This window comes from Streptomyces sp. WI03-4A (assembly GCF_033792105.1).
In the GTDB taxonomy this organism is placed as follows: Bacteria; Actinomycetota; Actinomycetes; order Streptomycetales; family Streptomycetaceae; genus Streptomyces; species Streptomyces collinus_A.
In genome coordinates, this window is the sequence record NZ_JARAUO010000035.1 from 49060 (window position 1) to 75389 (window position 26330).

Genomic DNA, 26330 nt, shown 5'->3' on the forward strand with positions numbered 1-26330 from the left:
TCGACCCGAGGCATCACCGCCCCACCGAAGGAGAGCTGTTCATGTCGTTCGACGGAATCCTCAACGTCACCGGGGACCTCGCGACCATCGAGGTCAAGGGCGAACTCGACGCGTCCACCGCGCCCCGCTTCCACGACCTGGTCGACCAGGCGGCCGAGGAGGGCGCGGTGCGCCTGGAGATAGACGCCCGCCACCTCGACTACCTGTCCAGCGCCGGCCTGCGCTCGCTGGTCTTCGCCCGCCAGAAGATGGGTGACGAGGTGCGCATCGCCGTGATCGGCGCCACGGAGCCGGTGAGCCGGACCATCCGGCTGGCGGGCTTCGACCACAGCATCGAGCTGATCGACGCCTGAGAGGGGCGGAAGATGGCGATCGACTCAGGGGCCGCGTCGGCCAAACACACCGCCGGGCAGGAGTGGTGCGAGGCGCACTGCGCCGCCGGGCCGCTCGCCGCCCAGGCCGCGCCCGGGCTGCGGATCCCGGCCGACCTGGAGTCCCTGGACCTGGTCGCCCGGTTCGTCCTCGAGCTCGGGCGGTCGGGCCGGCTGAGCAGCAGCGAGACCTACCGGCTGCGGCTGGCTGCCGACGAGCTGGCCACCAACATCGTCATGCACGGCTACCGCGGGGCGCCCGGCGCCATCTGCGTGGACGGCGGCTTCGCCGCGGACCGGGTGTGGGTGCGCTTCACCGACGACGCCCCGGCCTTCGACCCGCGCGGCGGCATGAAGGCACCGGACCTGGAGGTGCCGCTGGCCCGCCGGGCCGTCGGCGGCCTCGGGGTCTTCCTGGCCCTTACGGCGGTGGACCGCTTCGACTACGAGCTGGTGGCGGGGCGCAACGTCAGCACGCTGACGATCCGCCGCGGCCACCACGGATAGATGAGACGAGATGTCACAGACGAAGGTGCTGCTCCTCGACGAACACCGACGCGCCCCGGCCGAGTTGCTGGCCGCGCTCGAGGCGCTGCGGTTCACGGTCCGCCGCCGCACCCCCGGCGAGGCGCTGGCACAGGCGCCCGGCGGGCTGGGGGAGACCGACGTGCTGCTCGTCTCCGCCCGGCTCGCGCCGGCCACCGTGAAGGCCGTCGTACGGCGGCTCGACGACGAGGGGCGGCAGCCGACCGTCGTGGCGTTCGCCGACCACGACCTGCACCTGCTGGGCGGTCACGTCCAGGCGGGCTTCGACTACCTGGTGCCGCCCTTCCACCACGAACTGGTCCGCGCCCGGCTGCGCAACTGCCATGAGCGGGCCGAGTTCACCCGCACCCTGGAGGACGTCACCGCCCACGCCGAACTGCTCAGCTACGAGCGGGAACTGGAGATCGGCCGGGAGATCCAGCTCGGCTTCCTGCCGGAGACGCTGCCCAGCCCCGACGACTGGGAGATCGACGTCCGCTTCCGCCCGGCCCGCACCGTCGCCGGGGACTTCTACGACGTCTTCGAACTGGTCAACCGGCGCCGGCTGGCCCTGGTCGTGGCCGACGTCTGCGACAAGGGCGTGGGCGCCGCCCTGTTCATGGCGCTGATCCGCAGCCTGCTGCGGCACACCGCCGAGCAGAGCGGACTGCAGAACCTGATCGCCGCCGACGTGCTGAACGAGTCCACCGTCTGGGAGGAGCAGACCCGAGCCATACCCGTCGTGGGAGCCACCCCGCTGCTGAACGCGGTGGCCGGCACCAACAACTACCTGACCCGCAACCACATCAGGCAGGGCTACTTCGCCACCCTCTTCTTCGGCGTCCTCGACCCGCTCACCGGCAACCTCGTCTACATCAACGGCGGCCACAACCCGCCCGCGCTGGTCAGCGCCGACGGCTCCGAACCGGTGCTGCTGGAGCCCACCGGACCGGCGGTCGGCGTCATCCCCGACGTCACCTTCTCGCTCGGCTACGCGCAGATCAGCCCCGGCGACACCCTCTTCATCTACACCGACGGGGTGACCGAGGCGCGCTCCGGGACGGGCCGGTTCTTCGGGAACGACCAGATGATCAAACAGCTGACCGAGGCGGCGGTGCGCGGCGAGGAACTCCTCGACCACATGGACGGCGTGCTGGGCGAGTTCGTCGGGCCGGCCGAGCAGTCGGACGACATCACCATGATGGCCGTGCACCGGCGCACGTCCTGACCGAACCCCGGGTGGAGACCATGTCGCAGATCATCACCGTGCACTCGTACCGGGGCGGTACGGGCAAGTCCAGCACGGCCGCCAACCTGGCGGTGCTCCTGGCCTCCGCCGGGCGCAGGGTCGCACTGGTGGACACCGACATCCAGACCCCCGCGCTCGACGTGCTGTTCGGGGACGCGCTCGGCACGGTCCGGCACTCGCTCAGCGACTACCTGGTCGGACGCTGCGAGATCGAGGACGCCGCCTACGCCGCGGAGGCGGACGCCGGGCACGACGGCTTCTTCGTGGTGCCGGCCCGCAGCCGGGCGGCCGGCATCAACGAGATCATGGGCCGCGGCTACGACGTCGGGCTGCTGCGGGAGGGCTTCGACCGGCTGATCGACTCCCTCGCGCTCGACGTGCTGCTCCTCGACACCCACGCCGGCTTCAACAACGAGACGGTGACCTCGATGGCCAGCTCGGACGCCCTGGTGGTGGTCACCCGGGCGGACCGGCTGGACATGGCGGGGGCCGCCGAGACGATGTCGCTCGCCGAACGCCTCGGCTGCGGTCGGCTGAGCGTGGCGGTGAACCTGGTGCCGGCCGGGACCGAACCGGGGCCGCTGCGCGCCAAGGTGGAGAACGCCTTCGGCACCCCGGTCACCGTGGCACTGCCCTACGCCCCCGAGATGGCCTCGCTGGCCGGGGAGCGGCTGTTCAGCACGGCCTATCCGCACCACCCGCTGGTGGCGGGCTACCGCCGCATCATCGCCGACGTGAGCAACGGGACCACGGCGCTGCGCCGGCCGGCGCCGCATCCCCCTTCCCTGTCCTGACCCCGGTCCGCACCGGAACCGGGCCCACCACCGAACCTCGGTGCCAGGAGGCATGAGCATGCAAGGCAAGCCCGACGTCCGTCGGCCGGCCCCCACGGTCGGCCGGATACCCGTGCGGGACGTCCGCCCCCAGGTGGACGCGGGCCGCCGACCCGCCCGCGCCGTGCCGGGCGAGCTGTTCGAGGTGTCCGCCACGGTCTTCCGGGAGGGCCACGACGCGGTCGCCGCGAACGTCGTCCTGACCGACCCGGACGGCGTGCCGGGCCCCTGGACGCCCATGCGCCTGATCGCGCCGGGCACCGACCGCTACGCCGCCCAGGTCGCGGCCGACCGGGAGGGCGAGTGGACGTACCGGGTGGAGGCCTGGGCCGATCCCGTGGCCACCTGGCGGCACACCGCACGGATCAAGGTCCCGGCCCGGATCGACGTGGAGCTGGTGCTGGCGGAGGGCGCGCTGCTGTTCGAGCGGGTGCTGCACAAGCTGCAGGCGGACGGCCCGCCGCGCGACCGCGAGGTGCTCGCGGCCGCCCGCGACCGGCTGCTGGACGGCACGCTTCCCCCCGACGACCGGCTCGCCGCCGCGCTCGGCGCCGAGACGACCGCCGTCCTGGCCGCGCGGCCGCTGCGCGAACTGGTCACCTCCTCCGACGAGCTGCCGCTGCGCGTCGACCGCGAGCGGGCGCTGTTCGGGTCCTGGTACGAGTTCTTCCCGCGCTCGGAGGGCGCCGTGCCCGCCGCGGTGAACGCCGAGGGCGTGCTGGAGCCGCCGCGCTCGGGGACCCTGCGGACCGCGGCGGAGCGGCTGGAGGCGGTCGCCGCGATGGGCTTCGACGTGGTGTACCTGCCGCCCGTCCACCCGATCGGCACCACCCACAGGAAGGGCCGCGGCAACACCCTGGCGGCGGGCCCGCACGACCCGGGCTCGCCGTGGGCGATCGGCTCCCCGGCCGGCGGCCACGACGCGGTCCACCCGGACCTCGGCACGCTCGACGACTTCGACCACTTCGTGGCCCGGGCCGGTGAACTCGGCCTGGAGGTGGCGCTCGACTTCGCCTTGCAGTGCTCACCTGACCACCCCTGGGTCACCGAGCACCCGGAGTGGTTCCGGCGCCGGATCGACGGGTCGGTCGCCTACGCCGAGAACCCGCCGAAGAAGTACCAGGACATCTACCCCCTGGACTTCGACAACGAGCCGGAGGGGCTGTACGCCGAGTGCCTGCGCCTGCTGCGGCACTGGATGGCGCACGGCGTGCGCATCTTCCGGGTGGACAACCCGCACACCAAGCCCGTCTGGTTCTGGGAGCGGCTCATCGAGGAGGTGCACGGCACCGACCCCGACGTGCTCTTCCTCGCCGAGGCGTTCACCCGGCCCGCGATGATGCACAGCCTGGCCCGGATCGGCTTCCACCAGTCGTACACGTACTTCACCTGGCGCAACTCCAAGGAGGAGGTGGAGTCCTACCTGGCCGAACTGGCCGGGCTCGGCGGCGAGGAGAGCGCGGCCTACCTGCGGCCCAACCTGTTCGTGAACACCCCGGACATCCTCAACGCCTTCCTCCAGTACGGCGGCCGCCCGGCCTTCGCGGTCCGGGCCGTGCTGGCCGCGACGGCGGCCCCCGCCTGGGGCGTGTACGCGGGCTACGAGCTGTACGAGAACGTGCCCGCGGGGCCGGGCAGCGAGGAGTACCTCGACTCGGAGAAGTACCAGTACCGGCCCAGGGACTGGAAGGCGGCCGACGCCTCGGGCGACACCCTCGCCCCGCTCCTCACCACGCTCAACCGGCTGCGCCGGGACCACCCCGCCCTGTGCCGGCTGCGCAACCTGCGCTTCCACCGGGCGGACAACGACGCGGTGGTCTGCTTCTCCAAGCGGGCCGGGGACGACTGGGTCCTCGTGGTGCTCAACCTCGACCCGCACAGCGTGCGGGAGGCGACCATCCACCTCGACCTGCCGGCCCTCGGCCTGGACCGCGCCGACACCTTCGACGCGCACGACGCGCTGTCCGGCGAGACGTACCGCTGGGGCCGTGAGAACTACGTACGTCTCGACCCGCGGCACCAGGTCGCCCACATCATCACGGACAGGACGCACCTCTCGTGAACCCGCCGGTTTCCCCCCACCCTCTCCGGACGGCCCCCGCACGGCTGCCGGCCACCGACCTCAGGCGTCTGGCCTCCGGCGAGACCAGCGACCCCCACGCGCTGCTCGGCCCGCACCCGGGACCCGAGGGCGTGACGCTGCGCGTCCTCAGACCGCTCGCCGAGGCGGTGTGGGCCGTCGGCCCGGCCGGGGAGGTGCTCACCGAGCTGCGGCACGAGGGCGGAGGGGTGTTCACCGGGACGCTCCCCGGCCTCGGCGGCACAGACGGCCCGGACGGTCCCGACGGCGTCCCCGAGTACCGGCTGCGGGTGCGCTACGCCGAGTGCGTGTGCGAGACGGACGACCCGTACCGCTTCCCGCCCGTGCCCGGCGAGCTGGACCTGTACCTGATCGCGGAGGGCCGGCACGAGCGGCTGTGGACCGTGCTGGGCGCACGGGTGCTGGAGCACCGGTCGGTGACCGGTACCGCGTTCGCGGTCTGGGCGCCGAACGCCCGCGCCGTACGGGTCGTCGGGGACTTCAACCACTGGTCCGGCGTGGGCCACCCGATGCGGTCGCTGGGCGCCTCGGGTGTGTGGGAGCTGTTCGTGCCGGGCGTCGGCGACGGCTGCCGGTACAAGTTCGAGATCCTCGGCCCCGACGGCACCTGGCGGCAGAAGGCCGACCCGCTCGCCCGCTCGGCCGAGGCGGCGCCCGGCACCGCCTCCGTCGTCTTCACCGCCGGCCACCGGTGGTCCGACGGCGAGTGGATGGCCGCACGCGGCCGCAGGGCCGCCGAGCGGGCGCCCATGAGCGTGTACGAACTGCACCTCGGTTCCTGGCGGCCCGGCCGCACCTACCGCGAGCTGGCCACCGAACTGCCCGGCTACGTCAAGGCGCTGGGCTTCACCCACGTGGAGTTCCTGCCCGTCGCCGAGCACCCGTTCGGCGGCTCCTGGGGATACCAGGTCACCTCGTACTACGCGCCCATGGCCGCGCCGGGCACCCCCGACGACTTCCGGTACCTGGTCGACGCCCTGCACCGCGCCGGCATCGGTGTGATCCTCGACTGGGTGCCGGCGCACTTCCCCAAGGACGACTGGGCGCTGGCCCGCTTCGACGGCACCGCGCTGTACGAGCACCCCGACCCGCGCCGCGGCGAGCACCCCGACTGGGGCACCCTCGTCTTCGACTACGGCCGCGAGCAGGTTCGCAACTTCCTGGTCGCCAACGCCTTGTACTGGTGCGCCGAGTTCCACGTGGACGGCCTCCGGGTGGACGCCGTCGCCTCGATGCTCTACCTCGACTACTCGCGCCCCGAGGGCGGCTGGCTGCCCAACGCCTACGGCGGCCGGGAGCACCTGGAGGCGGTGGAGTTCCTCCAGGAGATGAACGCCGCCGTCTACCGCAGCAACCCGGGCGTGGTCACCATCGCCGAGGAGTCCACGGCCTGGGACGGCGTGACCCGGCGCACCGACCACGGCGGTCTCGGCTTCGGCTTCAAGTGGAACATGGGCTGGATGCACGACTCCCTGGACTACATGGGCCGGGACCCCGTGCACCGGCAGTACCACCACCACGCGCTGACCTTCCCCCTGGTGTACGCCTACACCGAGAACCACCTGCTGCCGGTCAGCCACGACGAGGTGGTGCACGGCAAGGGCTCGCTGCTGGGCAGGATGCCGGGAGACGCCTGGCGCAGGTTCGCCGGCGTACGGTCCTACCTCGCCCTGATGTGGGGCTTCCCGGGCAAGCAACTGCTCTTCATGGGACAAGAGTTCGCCCAGGAGAGCGAGTGGTCGCACGACGCCGGGCTCGACTGGGCCGCGCTCGGGCACGCACCGCACACCGGGGTGCGCGACCTGGTGCGCGACCTGAACGCGCACTATCTGGAGCTGCCCGCCCTGTGGAGCCTGGACGCCGATCCGGCGGGCTTCCGCTGGCTGGACGCGGACGCGGCCGAGGACAACGTGTACTCCTTCGTCCGCCAGGGCACCGACGGCACGCCCCTGGTGTGCGTGGCCCACTTCCAGCCGGGCGTGCGCCACGGCTACCGCATCGGGCTGCCCGGCGGCGGCGAGTGGACCGAGATCCTCAACACCGACGCGGACCGCTACGGCGGCTCGGGTGTGATCAACTCCGGCCCGCTCAGGGCCCGTCCGGAGCCGTGGCAGGGCCAGCGGTGGAGCACCGAGGTCACCCTGCCGCCGCTCGGCGTCATCTGGCTGCGGCCGCGGCGCGTCGCCGCGGCCGGCGAACCCTACGGAGAGGGGACACCAGCATGAGCGAGTACCTGTGGGACGAGTACCGGCGCATCCTCGGCGGGGCCCGCACGATCGCGGTGGTCGGCGCCTCGGCGGAGCCGGGCAAGCACGCCCACGAGATCCCCGCCTACCTGCTGCGCAAGGGCTTCAACATCGTCCCGGTCAATCCGCACCACCGCGAGGTGCTGGGCCGGCCCTGCTTCGCCTCGCTGCTGGACGTCGGCGAACCGGTCGACGTCGTGGACGTCTTCCGGCCGGCGCCCGAGACTCCGGCCGTGGCCCGGCAGGCCCTCCAGATCGGGGCACGGGCCCTGTGGCTGCAGCTCGGCATCGTCTCCGACGAGGCACGCGACATCGCCGAGGCGGGCGGGCTGCGGGTGGTGATGAACCGCTGCCTCGGAGCGGTCCACGCGGAGCTGGAGCTGGCCGGGGAGCTGACCCGTGCGACCTGAGGAACCTGCGGAACCTGCGGAAGGGGACACGCGCATGGGGATCGTCGACACCGTCGTCGTGGGGGGCGGCCCGGCCGGGCTGTCCGCGGCGCTCTACCTGGCCCGCTACAACCGCGAGGTCCTGGTCTTCGACACCGGGCACGGACGCTCGACCCACCACCAGACCAACCACAACTACCTCGGCTTCCCGGACGGCATTCCCACCGTCGACCTGCGCAAGCTCGGCCGGGAGCAGCTCGCCCGCTATCCCCGGGCCCGGGTCCTGCACCACCTGGTCACGCACGCCGAGGGCGACGCCGGGCAGGGCTTCACGGTCCGCTCCCAGGGGCACTCCTGGCGGGCCCGGTCGCTGGTCCTCGCCACCGGCGTCCTCGACCACTTCCCGCACTTCGCGGGCTGGGAGCCGTACGTCGGCCGGTCGATGTTCTGGTGCATCGCCTGCGACGGGTACGAGAACCGGGGGCGCAGCATCCTGGTCGTCGGCCACACCGACGCGGCCGCGGGCGAGGCCATGCAGCTGCACAGCCTCACCGACCGGGTGCGGCTGCTGACCAACAGCGCGAGCGACGAGATCAGTCCCAGGTTCCGGCGCCGGCTGGCGGCCGCCGGGATCCCCGTGGTGCACGACCGGATCGCGGAGGCGGAGGGCGCGGACGGGATGCTGTCTGCGGTGGTGACGCGGGAGGGCCGGCGGCTGGAACTCGACGCGCTCTTCTCCATCCAGGGCGCCACCCCCGAGACCGCGCTCGCCCGGCAGCTGGGTGTCCGGCTCGCCCCCACCGGATACGTGGGGGTGGATTCCGAGCAGCGGACCAGCGTGCCGGGCGTCTACGCGGCCGGCGACCTCACCGCGCTGCACTCCCACCAGGTGACGGCGGCCGTCCACGAGGGGGCGCAGGCGGCGTCGGCCGCCAACTACTTCCTGCATCCGCCGGAGCTGAAGGCGGACTGAGGTCACGCCCGGGTCAGCGGCGGGCGCCCTGGATCCGGGCGGCCGCCGCGCCGAGGCGGGACAGGTCGTCGTCGGAGAGCGTGAGGTCCGCGGCGGCCGTGTTCTGCTCCAGGTAGCTGATCCGCTTGGTGCCCGGGATGGGCACGATGTCGTCGCCCTGGGCGTGCACCCAGGCCAGCGCGACCTGCCCGGGCAGCACCCCGTGGGCGTCGGCGATCTCCCGGATGACGTCCACGACCTGCTGGTTGGCGTCCAGGTTGTCCTGGGAGAACCGCGGCAGGTTGCGGCGCATGTCGTTCGCCGCCATGGTGTCCCGGCTGGTGACCGCGCCGGTCAGGAAGCCGCGGCCGAGCGGGGAGAACGGGACCACGCCGATGCCCAGCCGGCGGGCGGCGGGCAGGACCTGTGCCTCCAGCTCGCGGCTCCACAGCGAGTACTCGCTCTGCACGGCGGTGACCGGGTGCACGGCGTGGGCGCGCTCCAGTTCCTCGGCGGTCACCTCGGAGACGCCGATGTAGCGGACCTTGCCCGCCTTCACCAGCTCGGCGAAGGCACCGATGGAGTCCTCGACGGGGGTCTTCGGGTCGATCCGGTGCAGGTAGTACAGGTCGATGTGGTCCACGCCGAGGCGCTTCAGCGAGTCGTCGCAGCACTGCCGGACGTACTCCGGGTCGGCGCGCAGCTCCATGCCGGCGCCGGGCCGCACGTCCACGATGCCGCACTTGGTGGCGAGGGTGACCTCGTCCCGGCGCTCCCTGAGCGCGTAGCCGACCAGCTTCTCGTTGGCGCCGACGCCGTACAGGCCGGTCGCGCCGTACACGTTGGCCGTGTCGATCAGGGTGACGCCCAGGTCGAGGGCCCGGTGGATGGTCCTGATCGACTCCTCGTCGTTGCCGACCCCGTACGACTGGCTCATGCCCATGCAGCCGAGCCCCTGCGCGGAGACCCGCAGCCCCTGGCTGCCCAGAGCGACCTGACGCATCAGTGTTTCCCTTCGTGGTGGTGGAACCAGTGGCTGAGCCGGCGGCCCACCGCGTGGCCGCCCGTCAGCAGGTAGAAGGCGTGGGCGAGGCCGGTGCGGCGGCCGTGCCGCACCCACAGGAAGTGGTGGTGGGGCCGGCTGTCGTGCGGGTTCGGGAGCAGGAAGACCAGCAGGAACGACACCAGCGTAAGCGCCGCCATGACGAACAGGGCGTATTGATAGGCGACTTGGTAACGGCTTGACGCTGCGGTCGAACCGGGGTGGGCGCCGAGGACGGAGAAGACCGTACCGATTCCGGCCACCCCCAGCGCCTGGCCGATCTGGAAGGCGGTGGTGAGGGCGCCCGAGGCCGAGCCCCTGTCGGTGGGCCGGATGCCGGTCAGGACGACCCCGATCAGCGGGGACATCGTCAGGCCCTGTGCGGTGCCGACCAGCAGCAGCGGCAGCGCCAGCTCGGCGGCCGACAGCCCGGACCCGGCCGTGTGCACGGTGGCCCAGGCGGCGGCCAGACCGCCGAACAGCAGCACGTGCCCGAGGACCAGCACGGTCCGGCCGAGCCGCGGGACGAGCCGGGGCACCACCAGCGACGAGGCGAAGAACGCGATGCCGACGGGGGCGAAGGCGAGGCCCGCCTGCAGGGGGTTGAGGCCGAGGCCGACCTGGAAGGTCAGCGAGGTGTAGACGGCCAGGCCGACGATGGTGATGAAGTACAGGACGCCGATCGCGATGCCCACGCCGAACGCCCGCTGCCCGAACAGGGACGGGCGCAGCAGCGGGGTGCGGCCGGTGCGGTCCAGGTGCTGTTCGTGGCGGACGAAGACGGTGAAGGCGGGGACGGCGGCGGCCAACATCACCCAGGTCCACCAGGCCCAGCCCGCCCCCGGGCCGATCAGCAGCGGCAGCACGAGGAGCAGCAGCGCGCCGCCCAGCAGACCGGTGCCGGCCAGGTCAAGGTGCGGCCGTCCGGCGGGTTGGTCCCGGGCCATCACCCGGCGGCCGGTGAGCAGCGCCGCGGTGCCTAGCGGGACCAGCACCAGGAAGGCCGGGCGCCAGGCCAGGCCCGCCAGGTCGAGCTGGATCAGCGCGCCGCCGACGAGCTGGCCGACGACGATGGCGACGCCGATGGTGGCGCCGAACAGGCCGAGCGCGAAGTTGCGCTCGGCGCCCTCGAAGGTGTCCTGGATGATCGACAGGATCTGCGGGTAGATCAGCGCGGCGCCGAAGCCCTGCACGAGGCGGGCGCCGATGAGGACGGCCGCGTTCGGGGCGAGGCCGCTGAGCAGGACGGCGGCGGTGAACAGGACGAGGCCGCCGAGCAGCACCCGGCGGCGGCCCAGCACGTCGCCGAGCCGGCCGCCGGTGATCAGGAAGACCGCGTACACCAGCCCGTACCCGGCCACCACGAACTGCACGGCGCCGAAGCCGACGTGCAGGGTCCGCTGCAACGACGGCATCGCGAGGTTCGCGATGGAGACCCCGCCGACGACCAGGAACGTGCAGGTCAGTCCCACGGCCAGGACGAACCAGCGGGCACGGCCCAGCGGTGCCCCGGCGAGCGCCGGGTACGGCTCCGGTGTCCCGACCGCCGCACCGGTGACCGGTGCCGTCATGAGTCCGCCAGGGCCGCGACCGTCGCCAGCGCGGTGTCCGTGGCGGACGCCGGGTTCTGGCCGGTGACCAGCCGGCCGTCGCGCACCGCGTGGGCGGTGAACTCGGCGGCGGCCTCGTGCTTGCCGCCCAGTTCCTCCAGGGCGGTCTGCAGCGCGAACGGGACGACGCCGGTGAGACCGACGGCGGCCTCCTCGGCGTTGCTGAAGGCGGTCAGCCGCCGGCCCTCGACCAGCGGGCGGCCGTCGGAGAGCCGCACCCCGACCAGGGCCGCCGGGCCGTGGCAGAGCGCGGCCACCACACCGCCCGCCTCGAAGACGTCGCGGGCGAGCGCCGACAGCGCCGGATGACCGGGGAAGTCCCACATGGTGCCGTGGCCGCCGGCGAAGAAGACCGCGTCGTAGCCGGCCGGGTCCACGTCCTCGGGGCGGAGCGTGTCGGCGAGCTTCGCGCTCATCCCGGGGTCGTCGAGGAACGCCTTCTGGACCGGGTCGGCCAGGTCGGTCCCGGAGGCCGGCGGGCGGCCGCCGCGGACGGAGGCGAGGTCGACCCGGTAGCCGGCTTCGGTGAACACCCGCCAGGGGTGGGCGACCTCGGGCATGTAGTAGCCGGTGCTGCGGCCCGTGTCGCCCAGCTCGGCATGGCTGGTGACGACGATCAGGACCGTCTGGGTGCGGGACATGCGCTGACTCCTGCCGGGGTTTCAGGACTGGGGGGCGGCGAGGTTGCGGAACCGGGGGCCGTAGAACACCGGCCGGTCGAGGTCGGTGTACTGGTGCAGGAAGCCGAACTCGGCCGGGTACAGGCGCGGCAGGTCGTCGACGAGCGCCGGCGGGATCTGGCGCTGCATGAAGGTGAACGAGGAGAAGACCCGCAGCTTCATCATGTTGTGGACGGCCTCGCCGAAGGTCGGCCACTGTGTGTCCGGATCGCCGTTCCACATGGCGTCGAGGTGGCCCATCATGTCGGTGTAGTCCTGGTCGAAGACCAGCAGCGACTCCCTGATCTCCTTGCCGTCCGGGTCCTCGGCCAGCAGCTTCTCGTAGCCGTCGGAGGGGACGGCGAGCGTGTTGACCACCTCGGGCCAGCCGATCTTCGCGCCCTGGAAGTGCACGGCCTCGGTCTCCGGGGTGAGCGGGACGGCCGGCTCCGGCTCGCGGTAGGCGCGGCCGTACCAGAGCTCCGCGAACTTCCCGTAGTGGGACTCCTCGTTCTGGAAGGCGGCGCCGGCCCGGATCGTCCCGCTGGTCGCGCCCTCGCCCTGCTCCAGGATCTCGGCGATGCCCTCCAGGAGCTGGTCCACCGGGTCGACGCCCGGCGTCGGCACGATGGTCTTGAAGCCGATGTTGTCGCCGACCTGGTTCGCCACCCCGCCGCCCTGGACCGCGGCGCGCAGTTCGGCGGCGTTGGCGACGATCGCGTCCCTGATCTGGGAGTAGAGCTTGCCGATGGTCGGGAAGTCCTCGTGGCCGTACTCCTCGGGGAGCAGGAAGAGCGGGGACTCCAGACGCATGAAGTTGCGCAGCTGCGCCTTGGAGAGCTTGGCGAGCCCGATGTGCAGGTCCGGCTCCACACCCCCGGGCAGGCCGTGCGAGGGGAACTTCGGGTCCAGGTCCTTGATCCTGGGCCGGCCGCCGATCGCGGCGAGCATGTTGGCGGCGATGGACATGTGCACCATCTCCTCCATCAGCACGCTGCGGATGGCGTTGTAGCTGGTGAAGTTCTGCACCTGGAGCGAGAGCATCGCGGAGGTGTAGACGGGGAGCGTGGAGTGCTCCAGCTCGATCGCCGTCTGGAGGGCGGAACGGATCCAGGCGACGTTGCGCCGGACCGGGGCCTTGACGGTCGCGTCCTGGGCGGTGGTCATGGCTCGCTTCCTTTCAACGTGTGGGTGGGGCGGGGGTGGGCGTGACCCGCGGGTGCCGCCCGGTCGTTCAGGCGTCCCGGCCGGCCCTCGCCCGGCCGAGCAGGGCCACCAGGAGCAGCGAGCCGAGACCGAGCACGACGACGCCGAGGCCGATCCGGTGCATCGAGCCGAGCGTGCCGAGCACGGCGACGCCGAGCGCCGAGCCGGCCTGGCGGGAGGCGTTCAGCGCGCCCTGGGCGGTGGCGGCGAAGCGCTGCGGCGCGGCCGTCGCCATGTCGGCGGTGGAGGCGGGGATCGCGGTGGTCGCGCACAGTGCGAGGGCGAGCTGGGCCGCGACGAGCAGCGCGAGGGGGGTCTCGGTGCCGGAGAAGGACAGGATCGTGCCGGACAGGGCACCGGCGGCGAGACCGAAGAGGACGAGCGGCCGGGTGCCGATCTTCGCGACCAGGCGTCCGGTGAAGAACGGCAGCACCGCGAGCGGCAGCGTCATCGGCAGGAACGCCAGCCCGGTCTGCAGCGCCGTCATGTCCCGGTCCTCGACCATCCACTGGGTCATCGCGAACAGCAGCCCGTAGAAGGCGAAGGAGGCGGCGGAGCCGGCCACCAGGTCGGCCCGCACCCGGGCCAGCGAGAGCAGCGCCGGGGGCAGCGCCGGCTCCTCGGCGCGGCGCTCCACGACGGCGAGCAGGGCGAAGGCGAGCACCGCGAGCACGATGGCGGCCACCGGCACGGGGTGCGCCCAGCCGTCTGTGCCGCCGTCGACGAGACCGAAGGTCAGGGCACCCAGGCCGACGATGGACAGCAGCAGGCCCGGGTAGTCGATCGGCCGGTGGGTGCTGGGCCGGTCGGCCGACAGCTTCCGCGCCAGCACCATCGTGACCAGCGCGATCGGCGGATTGACGAGGAATACCAGCTGCCAGCCGCCGAGGGCGACCAGGGCACCGCCGAGCACGGGTCCGGAGACCAGGCCGAGCGCGCTGATCGCCGCCCAGGCCCCGACGGCGCGGGAGCGTTTGGCGGGGTCCGGGTACAGCCCGGCGAGCAGCGCGAGCGAGGCGGGCACCAGGCCCGCGGCGGCGACGCCCAGCAGGGCCCGCCCGGCGATCAGCACCCCGGCGGAGTTCGCCGCCGCGCACAGCGCCGAGACGACACCGAACGAGATCAGGGCCGTCCGGTAGATCCGGCGCGGGCCCCAGCGGTCCGCGATGGAACCGGCGGCCAGCATCAGGCCCGCGAACACCACGGTGTAGGCGTCCACCGTCCACGGCAGCGCGCTCGCCGAGGCATGCAGGTCGTCCCGGAGGTCGGGCACCGCCACGTTCAGGATGGAGGCGTCGAGCAGGACCAGGAAGTTGCCCACCACGATGCCGGCGAAGCGACCCGCCGTCCGGGCGCTCCGCCGTGCCTCCCGGGGCTCGCCGGACGTCCGAGTCAGCAGCTCAGAGCTCTCAGATGTCATGGCGTCAGGCTGGCCGGTGCCTCGGCGGGCGGCCAGGAACCCGGATCGACTTCGTGAACTCGGCCGGATGCGCCGGGGCGCGCGGCCCCGCCGCCCGCCCCCTGCACCGGGCGGGCGCCCGCGCGGACCGGCGCCGCCGCGCGCCCAGGAAGGAAAGCGCCGCCGAGTTCAGGAAGTGTTCGCGAGTTCGCGGGGAATTCCCTCACGACCGGCCCCGGGCAGGAGGTCAGGAAGTATCCACCGAAGGCTCTGACGGCATTCCGGGCCGCGCTAGCTTCGCCACCAGAGACCGGTAATTCCGTGCTGGGTCCGCGTGTCGGGCGAATGCCGGGCCGGTATTCCGGAGTCGAGCGGAGAAGGAATCCATGACTGAGATCAAGAGCATCGCCGTGCTCGCCTACGACCGATGCAGCGAGTCGGACACCATCATTCCCTGGGAGATCCTGATCGGTGTCGCGGTCTACCTGAAGGAGACGACCGGCGAGGACGTCGAGGTCAAGCTGGTGGCCCTGGAGGAGGGTCCGGTCACCATGCAGATGGGCGCCCGGGTCGAGCCGCACGCGGTGCTGCGGGACGACGACCTCTACGACGTGCTGTACGTCCCGGGCGGCCGCGGCTCCGGTGTCGCCACCAAGAACGAGCGGATCCTCGACACGATCCGGCACCACCACGTCAACGGGAAGTTCATCGGCGCCAACTGCGTCGGCGTCGGCATCCTGCAGCGCGCCGGCATCCTCGGCAAGACCCCGGTGACCTGCAGCCCGCCCATCTCCCGGCGGCTGAAGGAGGAGGGCGCCAACGTCGTGGAGCCGCGCCGCATGTGGCTCGGCGCGCCCGAGGACCGCATCTGGACAACCGCCGGTGCCGCCTCGATCAACGCCGGCACGCTCGCGATGGTGGCCCACCTGTTCGGCGAGGAGGTCGGCAAGGAGATGTCGATGTGGTTCGACACCCGCGCCGCCGAGGGCTACGGGCTGTTCGGCCCGGTGGGCACCGAGCTGTTCAACTACCCCGAGGCCGAGGCCAAGATCCAGGACGAGACGGCGGACATCCTGTTGCCGCCGCTGCACTGACGCCCCCGGCCGGCCGAGCCCACTGGAGGGCCAGTGATCACGTGCACCACCGTCCTGGACGTCGTCGAAGGCAGTGAGGAGCCCTTCGAGAAGGTGCTGAAGCTGCTGGTGCGGCAGGTCCGGGAGAACGAGCCCGGCACCCCGGTGTTCGAGTTCGTACGCCACCGGACCACACCCCGCCGGTACCTGGTCGTCGAGCAGTACGTGGACGACGAGGCGCTCGCCGAGCACAGCGCCAAGAAATACCTGCAGGAAATCGTCCCGGAGATGCTGACGTACCTCGCGCAGCCGCCGCAACTCGACGCGTACGTCCCGGTCGACCGGTGAACGGGAAATTCAGGGAGCGGACATGAGCGAGCAGCCGTATTTCCACATCGGGGTGGTCGTCCCCGATCTGGAGAGCGCGATCGAATACTACGCGCGGACGCACGGGCTCGAATTCACCAAGCCCGCGCACGTCACGAATCCGAGACTCGAGGACCCGCACCCGCACGAACAGGTCGTGCACGTCGCCTTCTCGAAACAGGGGCCGCCGTACTACGAGCTGATCGAGTCCGACGGCGAGGAGGGGATCTTCTCGGCCGCCCACGAGGGACAGATCCTCTACCTCGGGCTGTGGGAGCCGGACATGGAGGGCCGTCTGAGGGCGCTGGAGGCCGAGGGGATCGGCGTCGCGGCGGCGTCCCGGAGCGCGGAGGGCGCCACCCCGGGCTGGATCATCACGGAGCCCGACGCCCTGGGGGTCCGGTACGAGTACGTCGATCTCGCGGAGAAGCAGGCCATCGAGACCTGGATCGAGACCGATGAGTTCCCGGGTCTGTGACCCCGGTCCCCGGTAGCGGTTCGGAGAGGAAGAACCCATGAAGTATGACCACATAGTCGTCGGCGCGGGCTCCTCGGGCGCCGTGCTCGCGAGCCGGCTCACCGAGGACGCCGGCGTCCGTGTCCTGCTGCTGGAGGCCGGACCCGACTGGGCGGACCTCGCCGAGATCCCCGGCGACATCACGAACGCGCGGACCGTGTCCGTGGAGGACCACGACTGGGGCTACTCGGCCGAGGCCGTCCCGGGCCGTTCGCTGACGTACGCCCGCGGCAAGGTGGCCGGCGGCTGCTCGGCCGTCAACGGCGCCATCGCGCTGCGCGGCATCCCGGCGGACTACGACGAGTGGGCCCAGCTGGGCAACGACTCGTGGTCGTGGGACGAACTCCTCCCCTACTTCCGCCGGATCGAGGACGACCAGGACTACGACGGCCCGTTCCACGGCCAGGGCGGCCCCACCCCGATCGTCCGGCACACCCGCGACGAACTGGTGCCGTTCCAGGCGGCCTACCTGGAGGCCTGCATCGACCAGGGCTTCGGGTACGTCGCCGACCACAACGACCCGGAGTCCACCGGCGTCGGCATGATCCCCATGAACCGCCGCGGCGACCTGCGCGTGTCCACGGCGGTCGCCTACCTCACCGAGGCCCGCAAGCGGAAGAACCTCACCATCCGCTCCGGCGCCACCGTGCACCGGGTGCTCTTCGAGGGCACCAGGGCGGTCGGCGTCGAGGTGGAGACCGGCGGCCGGCTGGAGCAGGTCCACGCCGACCACGTCACCCTGTCCGCCGGTGCCCTCAACTCGCCCGCCATCCTGCTGCGTTCCGGCGTCGGCCCGCAGGAGCGGCTGCGCGCCCTCGGCATCGACGTCGTCCTCGACCAGCCGAACGTCGGCGAGAACCTGATCGAGCACCAGCAGATCACGGTGGGCCTGCTGCCCAAGGAGGGCGTCACCGACCCGGACGACCCGGACGTCCAGGTCCTGGTGCGCTACACCAACCCGGGCTCGCAGAACTTCAACGACATGCAGATGTACTTCGTCAGCCGCTACGTCGAGGTCACCCACCGGCCGATCAGCGTGATGAGCGTGCTGCAGAAGCCGGAGTGCCGCGGCCGGGTCTCGCTGCGCAGCGCCGACCCCACGGTGCAGCCGGACATCTTCCTGAACTCCTACGGCACCGACGCCGACCGCGCCATCGCCCTCGACGGGGTCCGCCTCGCCTGGGACATCGCGAACTCCAAGCAGATCAGGGACCTCTCCAGCGGACTGTCGGACAAGCTCACGCAGGCCCAGGTCGACGACGACGCCCGGCTGCTGCGGTACATCCGGGAGAACTCCGCCACCCTGTGGCACCCGGTCGGCACCACGAAGATGGGCCCGAGCAGCGACGCGACCGCGGTCGTCGACCAGCGGCTGCGGGTGCACGGTATCGAGAACCTGAGCGTCGTCGACGCCTCCGTGATGCCCACGCACGTCAGCGCCAACCCCAACCTGACCTGCTACGTCATCGGCGAGCGCGCCGCCGAGTGGTTCCTCGCGGACGCCTGAGCCCCGCCCCTGCCGGGTCCGGGCCGCCTCCGGCGCGGTCCGGGCCCGGTGCCCCTGAAGACCGAGGAGTTGACCCCATGGCCGAAGTTTCCGACGAGGGCTCCAAGCTCGTCCGTACGTACTACGAGCAGTTCCTGACCGCCCCGGGCGACCTGCGGATCGCGGACGAGATCCTCGCCCCCGACGTGGTGTTCGACAACCCGATCTCCCCCGACGGCATCCACGGCCTGCCGGCCTACAAGGAGTTCGCGCTGCGCTGGTACGGCGGCTTCCCGGACCGCGTCTTCACCATCGAGGACCTGCTGGAGCAGGGGGACAAGGTCGCCGCGTCCTTCACCATCACCGGCACCCACCTCGGCGTGTTCATGGGCGCGGCCCCGACCGGCGAGCCCATCACGGTCCGCGGCGCGAACGTCTTCCGGATCGAGGAGGGACGCATCAAGGAGGTCCACGCCTTCTTCGACCCGCGCCAGCTGCTCGGCCCGCTCGGCCTGGGGGCGTGAGCCGGTGCCCGCGCCGAAGGGCCGCGTCGCGGTCCTGATCGAGGAGCACTTCGACCCCTCCGAGTTCCGCGACTTCAACGCCTTCTTCCCCGAGCAGGGGTACGCCGTCGACTACGTCTCCCACCTGTGGGGCCAGCCCTCGCTGACGTTCGGCAGCAACCCCGACAACGGGTACGTCGAGGAGCATGTCACCGTCACCCTGGAGGTGGCGCGGCTCGACCCGGCCGACTACGCGGGCGTGGTCCTGATCGGCGCCTACGCCATGGACCGGCTGCGCTACCAGGTCGAGGTGCCGGGCCCGGGCAGCCGCAACAAGGCGCCCGCCGTGGAGTTCCTGCGCGCCGCGATGGCCGTGCCCGGGCTGAAGGTCGGCACCATCTGCCACTCGCTGTGGCTGCTGTGCGCCGACCGCGCCCTGCTGGCGGGCCGCAGGGTGACCTGCGCCCACAACATCGTCTGCGACGTGGAGAACGCCGGCGCCGAGATCGTCTACGCCGACGGCGGCACCGCCGACCTGGTGGTCGACGGCGACCTGATCACGGCCAAGCACCCGCAGGTGACCCGGGAGTTCATGACCGCCTTCGTTCGCGAGATCGAGGCGGCCGGCTGACCCCGGGGCACCGCCCCACTCCCACGGCACCGCCCCACACCTACGTACGGAGAAGTCATGCCAGAGCAGCAGCAGATCCGCGCCGCCGTCGAGGGGTACGCGGAGAGTTTCGCCAAGCGGGACCGGGAGCGGTTCGCCGCCCTGCTCGCCGAGGACGTGGTGCAGTACGAGCCGGTCGGCGCGCCCGCCAACCGCGGCCGGGCCGCGGTGACCGGCTTCTTCGACGGCGTCTTCGAGGTGATCGACCGCGTCGAGTTCCGGGTCACCGACGTGGTGATCTCCGGTGACGAGGCCGCGTTCACCTTCCACATCACCGCCCACACGAAGGACGGCGGCACCGTCGAGGACCGCGGCATCGACACCTTCCGGGTCGGCGACGACGGCCTGATCACCGAGATCAAGGGCTACCACGACGACGCCCACACCCAGGTCGCCGGGGGCTGAGCGGGATGCGGGGGGTGGTGGGCGCGCCCGAGGCGGGCGGGGCGCGCGGCACGTACACCGGCAAGGTGCGCCTGCACCGGGGGCGGGTGCGGCTCAGGGTTCCCGAGGAGGGCCGTCACCGGGCCGCCTCGCCGCTGGAGCTCTTCTTCGACCTGGTCTTCGTGGTCGCCGTCGCGGAGCTGACCGGGGTCCTGCTGCACGCTCCGACCTGGGCGGGCGTGCTGCGGTTCGGCGCGCTGTTCGTGCCGATCTGGTGGGCCTGGGTCGGCTACTCCTTCTACGCCGACCGTTTCGACAACGACGACCGGATCTACCGGCTCATCATGATCATCGCGATGATGGCGGTGCTCTCGGTGTCGGTCGCCGTCCCCCAGGCGTTCCGCGGCACTCCCGGGGCGAAGCGGTTCGCCCTCGGCTACTTCGTCGTCCGCCTGATCCTGCTCGGCCTCTACCTGCGGGCCCACTACCACGTGCCCCGGGCCCGCTCCCTGACCCGGCGCTTCCTCCAGGGTTACGGGCTGGGCGCGGCCGTCTGGGGCGTCTCGGCGCTGCTGCCGGCGCCGTACTGCTACGCGCTGTGGGCGGCGGGCCTGCTGGCCGAGCTGCTGACCCCGATCCTGTCCGCGTCGGCGGTGGCCCGGGTGCCGTTCAACGCCTCGCACATCCCGGAGCGGTTCGGCCTGTTCACCATCATCGTGCTGGGGGAGGTCGTCGCCCTCAACGCGACCGGCATCGCGGCCAGCCGGCTGCGGGCCGAGACGCTGGCCGTGGTGGCCGGCTCCTTCCTGATCGCCGCCTGTCAGTGGTGGCTGGTCTTCGACCACGTCGACGCCTCACCGCTGCGCAAGTGGCGGCTGACCGGCCAGGCGTACGTCTACGGCCACGTGTTCGTGCACGGCGGCATCACGGTCACCGGGGTCGGCGGGCTGCTCGCCGCCCAGGCGGCCAACGGCCGCGTCCACGCGGCCCTGGGCGGCGGTCCGGTGCTGTGCTTCGGCATGGCCGTGTTCCTGCTCGGCGTCGGCGGCATCCACCTGCTCAACGTGGGCCGGCGGGGCGACCTGCGCGCCTGGTCCCGCCTGGGCCTCGCCGCCGTGTTCGCCCTCTTCGGCCTGGCCGGCGACAGCCTGCCCACCCTCCTGCTGGAAGCGGTCCTGGTGGTCGGCCTGTCCTGTCAGATCCTCGTCGAGACCCGCGCCCCCGCGGTACCCCACACCCTGCGCGACCCCTGACCCTGCCCCCTTCCGAAGGGCGGCCCCGCCGACCGCGGGGGCCGCCCTTCGGCGCGTGCCGCCGCCCCGCTGGGGGGCACCCCCCGGCGCGCCTGCCACCGTCCGCTGCGGGGTCCCGGCAGGGCCGGTCCGCGCCCCGTGCGGTCGCGGCTCCGCCTGGCCCCGCCCCGGGAGGCGCGGGGAGACACGACGAGACGCGAGGAGGCGCGGGGAGACGCGAGGAGGCGCGGGGAGGGCCCGCCCGGCACGGGTGTGGCCGTCCACTCCAGGGTGTCCACCGGGCCGGGCTCGCCTACGCCTCCACCCGCACCCGGTCCGCCGCCCCGCCCCCGGCCGGTGTCCCCGGCGCGGCGTCCAGTGGGCGCAGCCGGTCCAGCAGGGTCAGGCCGGGGCCGACGAGGGCGGTGGTGAGGAGGGCCATGAGGGTGAGGGCGATGAGCAGGGTGCGGTCGATCAGGCCCGCCTGGTAGCCGACGGAGAGCACCACCAGTTCGGTCAGTCCCCGGGAGTTCATCAGGACCGCGAGCCGCAGCCACTCGGCGGCGGGCAGCCCGCGCAGCGCGCCCACGGCGGCACAGCCGGCCGTCTTCACCGCGCACGCGACCGCCACCACCGCCCCGACGACCGCGAGCGTCGTCCCGCTCCAGTCGAACGCGCCCAGGTCGAGGCGCTGTCCGTAGCCCAGGAAGAAACAGGGCAGCAGCACCGCGGCGGCCACCTGCTCCAGCATGTCGAGTCCGGGTGCCGGGCCCGGCCGCAGCCTGCCGTACAGGAAGCCGAAGAGGAGCGCGCCGAAGAGCTGGTGCAGCCCGAGCGCGGCCGAGGCGCCGCCGGCCAGCACCCCGCCGGCCGCCGGCAGGACGAGTCCGGCCCCCGGCCGGCGGGCACGGCGGCCCCGGCTCGCCCACCACAGCACCGCCACGGCCGCGAGCCCGCACCCCGCGAGCACTAGCCGGCCGGACCGGACCGCGCCGGAGACCACCAGCGCGGCGGTCAGGGTGCACCAGGCGGCCGCGTCGCCCGCTGCCGCGGCGCCGAGGCTCAGCCGGCCCACCCGGGTCCGGGTCAGCCCGGCGGCCTCCAGCAGCCGGGCGAGCACCGGCAGCGCGGTGACGCTCAGGGCACACCCGAGGAAGAGGGCGAACCCGGTGGTGCCGGTGCGCGGACCGGCGAACCGCCCGACGGGCCCGAGCGCGAGCAGCACCCCGGCGACCATGGGCACCCCGAACGACACGGCCGCCAACACCACCACCGTCCCACCCCGCACCCCCTCGCCGTGTGTCTCCCGAGCCCCGTCCGGCGTCTCCTCCGCCCGGCCCAGTCGGCGGCCGATGCCGAGGGCGTACAGCGTCACGCCCAGCTGGGCCAGGGTGTCCAGGGCGGGCAGGGTGCCCGGACCGAAGAGGAGACGGTGCGCCCCCGGGGCGAGCGCCCCCAGCAGCGACGGGCCGGCCAGCAGGCCGACGGCCATCTCGGCGACGACCGGCGGCAGTCCGGCCGCACGGGCCGCCCGGCCGGCGCCGTACGTCAGGAACAGCAGCGCGGACAGGCCGAGCAGGAAGGCGGCCGTGGGGTCGAGCGGGCCGGACGCACCGGCGGCGCCACCCGTCACGCGAGCACCTCGCGGTAGACGTCCAGCACCCGTTCGGCCGCCGCGCGCCAGGAGAAGCGGTCCCGGGCCCGGGCCCGTCCCGCCTCACCCATGGCCCGGGCCCGCTCCGGCTCGGCGAGCAGCCGGTTCACCGCGGCGGCGAAGTCGGCGGCGAAGCGCCCGGGATCCAGCGGGGTGCCCGTGCCGTCCTGTTCCTGTTCGACCGGTACCAGCAGCCCGGTCACGCCGTCGTCCACCACCTCGGGGATGCCCCCGGTGGCGGTGGCCACCACGGCCGTGTCGCACGCCATCGCCTCCAGGTTGACGATGCCCATCGGCTCGTACAGCGAAGGGCAGACGAACACGTCCGCGTGGGTGAGCAGTTGGCGCAGCGAGACCGGGTCGAGCATGCCGTCGATCCGGACGACGCCGCTCCTGACCCGGCGCAGCTCCTCGACCAGCGCGGCCGTCTCCGCCGCGATCTCGGGGGTGTCCGGCTGCCCGCAGCACAGCACCAGCTGAGCCGCCGGGTCCAGTTCGAAGGCGGCGCGCAGCAGATGGGGCAGCCCCTTCTGCCGGGTCACCCTGCCCACGAAGAGGACCAGCGGCCGGTCCGGATCGATGCCGTGGTGTTCCAGCGCGGCCGTGCCCGGGTCCGGCCGGTGCGCGTCGGTGTCGATGCCGTTGTGCACCACGTGCACCCGCTCGGGATCGACCTCCGGATAGACGCGCAGCACGTCCTCGCGCATCCCGTGCGACACGGCGATCACCGCGTCCGCCGAGGTGACGGCGGTCCGTTCGACCAGCGAGGACAGCCGGTAGCCGCCGCCGAGCTGCTCCGCCTTCCAGGGGCGCAGCGGTTCGAGGCTGTGTGTGGTCACCACGTGCGGGATGCCGTACAAGGTCCGGGCGAGCCGGCCCGCGGAGTTCGCGTACCAGGTGTGGCTGTGCACCAGGTCGGCCCCCGCGCAGCCGGCGCCCATCTCCACGTTCGTGGCGAGGGTGCGCAGCACGGGGTTCGCGCCGTCCGCCAGATGCGGCTCCCGGTAGGCGGCCACACCGGGCTCCGGGCGCGGCTCTCCGAAGCAGTGCACCCTGAGGTCCACCAGGGTGCGCAGCTGCCGGGCCAGTTCGGTGACGTGCACGCCCGCGCCGCCGTAGACGGCCGGCGGGAATTCCTTGGTGAGCAGATCCACGCGTGTGTTCATCCGTACTTCCTGACGTCGGCGGCCGAGAGCGGTGGGTTCCGTGCGTGCGCGGGCCCGCGCCGGACCGGGACGGACCGGGCCGGGGCGCGGGTGGGGTGCGGGGAGCGGCGGGTCCGCGCCCGGGATGACCTGGGAGTCCGCGGCCCCCTGACGACGGGGCGGGAGAGCGGGGGCCGCGGACCACGCATCCACGCTAGGGCGATGACGGTGTGTCGCATGTCACCGCCCGAGACAGGGAATTGCTGGGGGCATGACAGAAGACGCGGCAGTGCGCAGCGGAGCGGAAGGGCCGTCCGACGAGGAACGGCTGGCCCAGCTCGGTTACACCCAGGTCCTCGCCCGCCGGATGTCGGCGTTCTCGAACTACGCCGTCTCCTTCACCATCATCTCGGTGCTGTCCGGCTGCCTGACCCTCTACCTCTTCGGCATGATCACCGGCGGTCCCGCGGTGATCACCTGGGGCTGGGTCGCGGTCGGGCTGATGACCCTGTTCGTGGGGCTGTCCATGGCCGAGATCTGTTCGGCCTACCCGACCTCGGCGGGCCTGTACTTCTGGGCCCACCGCCTGGCGCCCCCGCGCTCGGCGGCGGCCTGGGCGTGGTTCACGGGCTGGTTCAACGTGCTGGGCCAGGTGGCGGTGACGGCGGGCATCGACTTCGGCGCCGCGTCCTTCCTCGGCGCTTACCTGAACCTCCAGTTCGGCTTCGAGGTGACCCCCGGCCGCACGGTCCTGCTCTTCGCCGGCATCCTCCTGCTGCACGGCCTGCTGAACACCTTCGGCGTCCGGATCGTCGCCTTCCTGAACAGCGTGAGCGTGTGGTGGCACGTCCTGGGCGTGGCGGTGATCGTCGGCGCGCTGGCCCTCGTCCCGGACCACCACCGGTCGGCGTCCTTCGTCTTCACGAAGTTCGTCAACGAGACGGGCTGGGGCAGCGGCCTCTACGTGGTCCTGCTCGGCCTGCTCATGGCCCAGTACACGTTCACCGGCTACGACGCCTCGGCGCACATGACGGAGGAGACCCACGACGCCTCCACCGCGGGCCCGAAGGGCATCGTCCGCTCCATCTGGACCTCCTGGATCGCGGGCTTCGTCCTGCTGCTCGGCTTCACCTTCGCCATCCAGTCGTACGACAAGGAGCTCGCCTCCCCGACCGGCGCGCCGCCCGCGCAGATCCTGCTGGACGCGCTGGGCGCGACCACGGGCAAGCTGCTGCTGCTGGTGGTGATCGGGGCCCAGCTGTTCTGCGGCATGGCCTCGGTCACCGCCAACAGCCGCATGATCTACGCCTTCTCCCGCGACGGGGCGCTGCCCTTCTCGCACGTCTGGCACACGGTCAGCCCGCGCACCCGCACCCCCGTGGCGGCGGTCTGGCTGGCCGCGCTCGGCGCCCTGGCCCTCGGCCTGCCCTACCTCATCAACTCGACGGCCTACGCGGCGGTGACGTCGATCGCGGTGATCGGCCTGTACATCGCCTACGTCGTGCCGACCTTCCTGCGCGTCCGCAGGGGAGCGGACTTCGAGCGCGGCCCCTGGCACCTGGGCCGCTGGTCGGTGCCGATCGGCATGGTGTCCGTCACCTGGGTCGTGGTGATCACCGTGCTGTTCATGCTGCCCCAGGTCTCCCCGGTCACCTGGAAGACGTTCAACTACGCCCCGGTCGCCGTCCTGGTCGTCCTCGGGTTCGCCGCGACCTGGTGGCTGGCCTCCGCCCGCCACTGGTTCCTCAGGCCCGCGCACGTCCCCGGCCCCGCCCCCGCCGAGCCGGTCGAGCCGGTCGAAAAGTAGCCCTTCCCGCACCCGACGCGGCCGGGTCACCGATACCCGATCGGAGACACGGCCTCGTCCGGCTATGCTCGGACAGGCAACATCGCCAGGGCCCTTAGCTCAATTGGCAGAGCAGTGGACTTTTAATCCATTGGTTGTGGGTTCGAGTCCCACAGGGCCTACGGGAGAGCCCCGGTCCGGACGCCGTCCGGGCCGGGGCTCCTTTCGTGTCAGCCGGCGCTGAGTTCCGTCAACTCCGCGAGCGGCAGCGTGTGCTGGGTCTGCAGGACCTTCGCCCGCAGGTAGCGGACGTTGTGGGCGGTGGTGAACACGCCCGTGGGGACGCGGTCGCGGACGGCCACCCCGAGGGCGCGGAGCTGTCCCGCCTTGTCGGGGTTGTTGGAGAGCAGGTCGAGCTCGTCGATGCCGAGCGCGCGCAGCATCTGCGCGGCGGCCGTGTAGTCGCGGCCGTCCTCCGGCAGGCCGAGCGCGGCGTTCGCCTCGTACGTGTCGAGGCCCTGGTCCTGCAGCGCGTAGGCGTCGAGCTTGTTGTACAGGCCGATGCCGCGTCCCTCCTGGCGCAGGTACAGCAGCACGCCCCCGCGTTCGGCGATCCGCTCGACCGCCTCGCGCAGCTGGGGGCCGCAGTCGCAGCGGGCCGAGCCGAAGACGTCCCCGGTCAGGCACTCGGAGTGCAGCCGCACCAGGGGGACCGGGCCTGGCTCGCCGAGGACGACGGCGATGTGCTCCTGGCCGTCGGTCAGGCCGTGGAAGGTGACGAGTTCGGCGTCGACGGCGTACCCGTCGGCGAAGTGCAGCGGTACCCGGACGCGGGCGCGCGGCGTTGCGGCGGGTGTGTCGGGCATGCGGGCCTCCGGGTTCCGTTCCCATGCTGCCGAGTTCTGCTTCAGATTTGAAGCAGAAGGCAGGAG

25 protein-coding genes and 1 tRNA gene are annotated in these 26330 nt (G+C 72.5%); 18 read left to right on the forward strand and 8 right to left on the reverse strand.

The features are described 5' to 3' along the window. Positions 1-41: 41 nt before the first annotated feature. Genes PV343_RS28995 through PV343_RS29030 form a run of 8 tightly spaced genes read left to right on the forward strand, consistent with a single transcriptional unit; the run spans position 42 to position 8687 of the window. Positions 42-353 (forward strand): STAS domain-containing protein, encoded by a 312-nt coding sequence (locus tag PV343_RS28995; RefSeq protein WP_317444220.1) that lies wholly within the window; start codon positions 42-44, stop codon positions 351-353. A 12-nt stretch (positions 354-365) separates the two neighbouring features. Next, on the forward strand, positions 366-878 hold the full coding sequence (locus tag PV343_RS29000) for an ATP-binding protein (RefSeq protein ID WP_319149950.1): 513 nt from the start codon (positions 366-368) through the stop codon (positions 876-878). A 10-nt stretch (positions 879-888) separates the two neighbouring features. After that, positions 889-2124: a PP2C family protein-serine/threonine phosphatase gene (locus tag PV343_RS29005; RefSeq protein WP_319149951.1), complete on the forward strand. Its 1236-nt coding sequence runs from the start codon at positions 889-891 to the stop codon at positions 2122-2124. Positions 2125-2144: 20 nt separating this feature from the next. Then, a complete protein-coding gene (locus PV343_RS29010; RefSeq protein ID WP_319149952.1) occupies positions 2145-2939 on the forward strand; it encodes a MinD/ParA family protein in 795 nt (264 codons plus the stop codon). Between the two features lie 52 nt (positions 2940-2991). Next, the gene (locus PV343_RS29015; RefSeq protein WP_319149953.1) at positions 2992-5040 is read left to right on the forward strand and encodes an alpha-1,4-glucan--maltose-1-phosphate maltosyltransferase; all 2049 of its coding nucleotides are present in this window, start codon (positions 2992-2994) and stop codon (positions 5038-5040) included. Continuing rightward, complete coding sequence (gene glgB, locus PV343_RS29020) at positions 5037-7304, forward strand: 1,4-alpha-glucan branching protein GlgB (RefSeq protein WP_319149954.1); 2268 nt, start codon at positions 5037-5039, stop codon at positions 7302-7304. The genes PV343_RS29015 and glgB overlap by 4 nt, the downstream gene beginning before the upstream one ends. Then, the gene (locus PV343_RS29025) at positions 7301-7735 is read left to right on the forward strand and encodes a CoA-binding protein (RefSeq protein ID WP_319149955.1); all 435 of its coding nucleotides are present in this window, start codon (positions 7301-7303) and stop codon (positions 7733-7735) included. Before glgB ends, PV343_RS29025 begins: the two co-directional genes overlap by 4 nt. 34 nt (positions 7736-7769) lie before the next feature. Next, on the forward strand, positions 7770-8687 hold the full coding sequence (locus PV343_RS29030) for an NAD(P)/FAD-dependent oxidoreductase (protein WP_319149956.1): 918 nt from the start codon (positions 7770-7772) through the stop codon (positions 8685-8687). A gap of 13 nt (positions 8688-8700) precedes the next feature. Here the strand turns inward: PV343_RS29030 and PV343_RS29035 are convergent, their stop codons facing one another. The 5 genes from PV343_RS29035 to PV343_RS29055 form a co-directional block, all read right to left on the reverse strand. Beyond that, complete coding sequence (locus tag PV343_RS29035; RefSeq protein ID WP_319149957.1) at positions 8701-9669, reverse strand: aldo/keto reductase; 969 nt, start codon at positions 9667-9669, stop codon at positions 8701-8703. Then, positions 9669-11279, reverse strand: a complete 1611-nt coding sequence (locus tag PV343_RS29040; protein WP_319149958.1) for an MFS transporter — start codon at positions 11277-11279, stop codon at positions 9669-9671. The genes PV343_RS29035 and PV343_RS29040 overlap by 1 nt, the downstream gene beginning before the upstream one ends. Next, on the reverse strand, positions 11276-11959 hold the full coding sequence (locus tag PV343_RS29045) for a type 1 glutamine amidotransferase domain-containing protein (protein WP_319149959.1): 684 nt from the start codon (positions 11957-11959) through the stop codon (positions 11276-11278). The genes PV343_RS29040 and PV343_RS29045 overlap by 4 nt, the downstream gene beginning before the upstream one ends. 21 nt (positions 11960-11980) lie before the next feature. After that, complete coding sequence (locus PV343_RS29050) at positions 11981-13144, reverse strand: ferritin-like domain-containing protein (protein ID WP_319149960.1); 1164 nt, start codon at positions 13142-13144, stop codon at positions 11981-11983. A 67-nt stretch (positions 13145-13211) separates the two neighbouring features. Then, positions 13212-14603, reverse strand: a complete 1392-nt coding sequence (locus PV343_RS29055; protein WP_319149961.1) for an MFS transporter — start codon at positions 14601-14603, stop codon at positions 13212-13214. 365 nt (positions 14604-14968) lie between these two features. On the opposite strand from PV343_RS29055, the gene PV343_RS29060 reads away from it, so the two are divergent. The 8 genes from PV343_RS29060 (at position 14969) to PV343_RS29095 (ending at position 20834) form a co-directional block, all read left to right on the forward strand. Then, positions 14969-15676 (forward strand): DJ-1/PfpI family protein, encoded by a 708-nt coding sequence (locus PV343_RS29060; protein ID WP_319149962.1) that lies wholly within the window; start codon positions 14969-14971, stop codon positions 15674-15676. Between the two features lie 33 nt (positions 15677-15709). Next, positions 15710-16003 (forward strand): putative quinol monooxygenase, encoded by a 294-nt coding sequence (locus PV343_RS29065; RefSeq protein ID WP_319149963.1) that lies wholly within the window; start codon positions 15710-15712, stop codon positions 16001-16003. Positions 16004-16025: 22 nt separating this feature from the next. Next, the gene (locus tag PV343_RS29070; RefSeq protein WP_319149964.1) at positions 16026-16499 is read left to right on the forward strand and encodes a VOC family protein; all 474 of its coding nucleotides are present in this window, start codon (positions 16026-16028) and stop codon (positions 16497-16499) included. A 37-nt stretch (positions 16500-16536) separates the two neighbouring features. Further along, the gene (gene mftG / locus PV343_RS29075; protein ID WP_319149965.1) at positions 16537-18045 is read left to right on the forward strand and encodes a mycofactocin system GMC family oxidoreductase MftG; all 1509 of its coding nucleotides are present in this window, start codon (positions 16537-16539) and stop codon (positions 18043-18045) included. Between the two features lie 77 nt (positions 18046-18122). Continuing rightward, on the forward strand, positions 18123-18548 hold the full coding sequence (locus tag PV343_RS29080) for an ester cyclase (RefSeq protein WP_317444203.1): 426 nt from the start codon (positions 18123-18125) through the stop codon (positions 18546-18548). A gap of 4 nt (positions 18549-18552) precedes the next feature. Next, the gene (locus PV343_RS29085) at positions 18553-19158 is read left to right on the forward strand and encodes a DJ-1/PfpI family protein (RefSeq protein ID WP_319149966.1); all 606 of its coding nucleotides are present in this window, start codon (positions 18553-18555) and stop codon (positions 19156-19158) included. Between the two features lie 57 nt (positions 19159-19215). Continuing rightward, positions 19216-19602: a nuclear transport factor 2 family protein gene (locus PV343_RS29090; RefSeq protein WP_319149967.1), complete on the forward strand. Its 387-nt coding sequence runs from the start codon at positions 19216-19218 to the stop codon at positions 19600-19602. 14 nt (positions 19603-19616) lie between these two features. Further along, positions 19617-20834, forward strand: coding sequence for a low temperature requirement protein A (locus PV343_RS29095; RefSeq protein WP_319149968.1), 1218 nt, complete (start codon positions 19617-19619; stop codon positions 20832-20834). Positions 20835-21126: 292 nt separating this feature from the next. Here the strand turns inward: PV343_RS29095 and PV343_RS29100 are convergent, their stop codons facing one another. Together PV343_RS29100 and glgA are read right to left on the reverse strand one after the other, a co-directional pair. Continuing rightward, positions 21127-22446 carry a cation:proton antiporter gene (locus PV343_RS29100; protein WP_319149969.1) on the reverse strand — a complete coding sequence of 440 codons (1320 nt, stop codon included), beginning with the start codon at positions 22444-22446 and terminating at the stop codon, positions 21127-21129. Further along, positions 22443-23633 carry a glycogen synthase gene (gene glgA, locus PV343_RS29105; RefSeq protein WP_319149970.1) on the reverse strand — a complete coding sequence of 397 codons (1191 nt, stop codon included), beginning with the start codon at positions 23631-23633 and terminating at the stop codon, positions 22443-22445. The genes PV343_RS29100 and glgA overlap by 4 nt, the downstream gene beginning before the upstream one ends. 250 nt (positions 23634-23883) lie before the next feature. On the opposite strand from glgA, the gene PV343_RS29110 reads away from it, so the two are divergent. Together PV343_RS29110 and PV343_RS29115 are read left to right on the forward strand one after the other, a co-directional pair. Next, on the forward strand, positions 23884-25419 hold the full coding sequence (locus tag PV343_RS29110) for an amino acid permease (protein WP_319149971.1): 1536 nt from the start codon (positions 23884-23886) through the stop codon (positions 25417-25419). 88 nt (positions 25420-25507) lie between these two features. Beyond that, a tRNA-Lys gene (locus PV343_RS29115) sits at positions 25508-25580 on the forward strand. A gap of 48 nt (positions 25581-25628) precedes the next feature. On the opposite strand, the gene PV343_RS29120 is transcribed toward PV343_RS29115, so the two are convergent. Then, positions 25629-26264 carry a GTP cyclohydrolase II gene (locus PV343_RS29120; RefSeq protein WP_319149972.1) on the reverse strand — a complete coding sequence of 212 codons (636 nt, stop codon included), beginning with the start codon at positions 26262-26264 and terminating at the stop codon, positions 25629-25631. Positions 26265-26330: the final 66 nt, after the last annotated feature.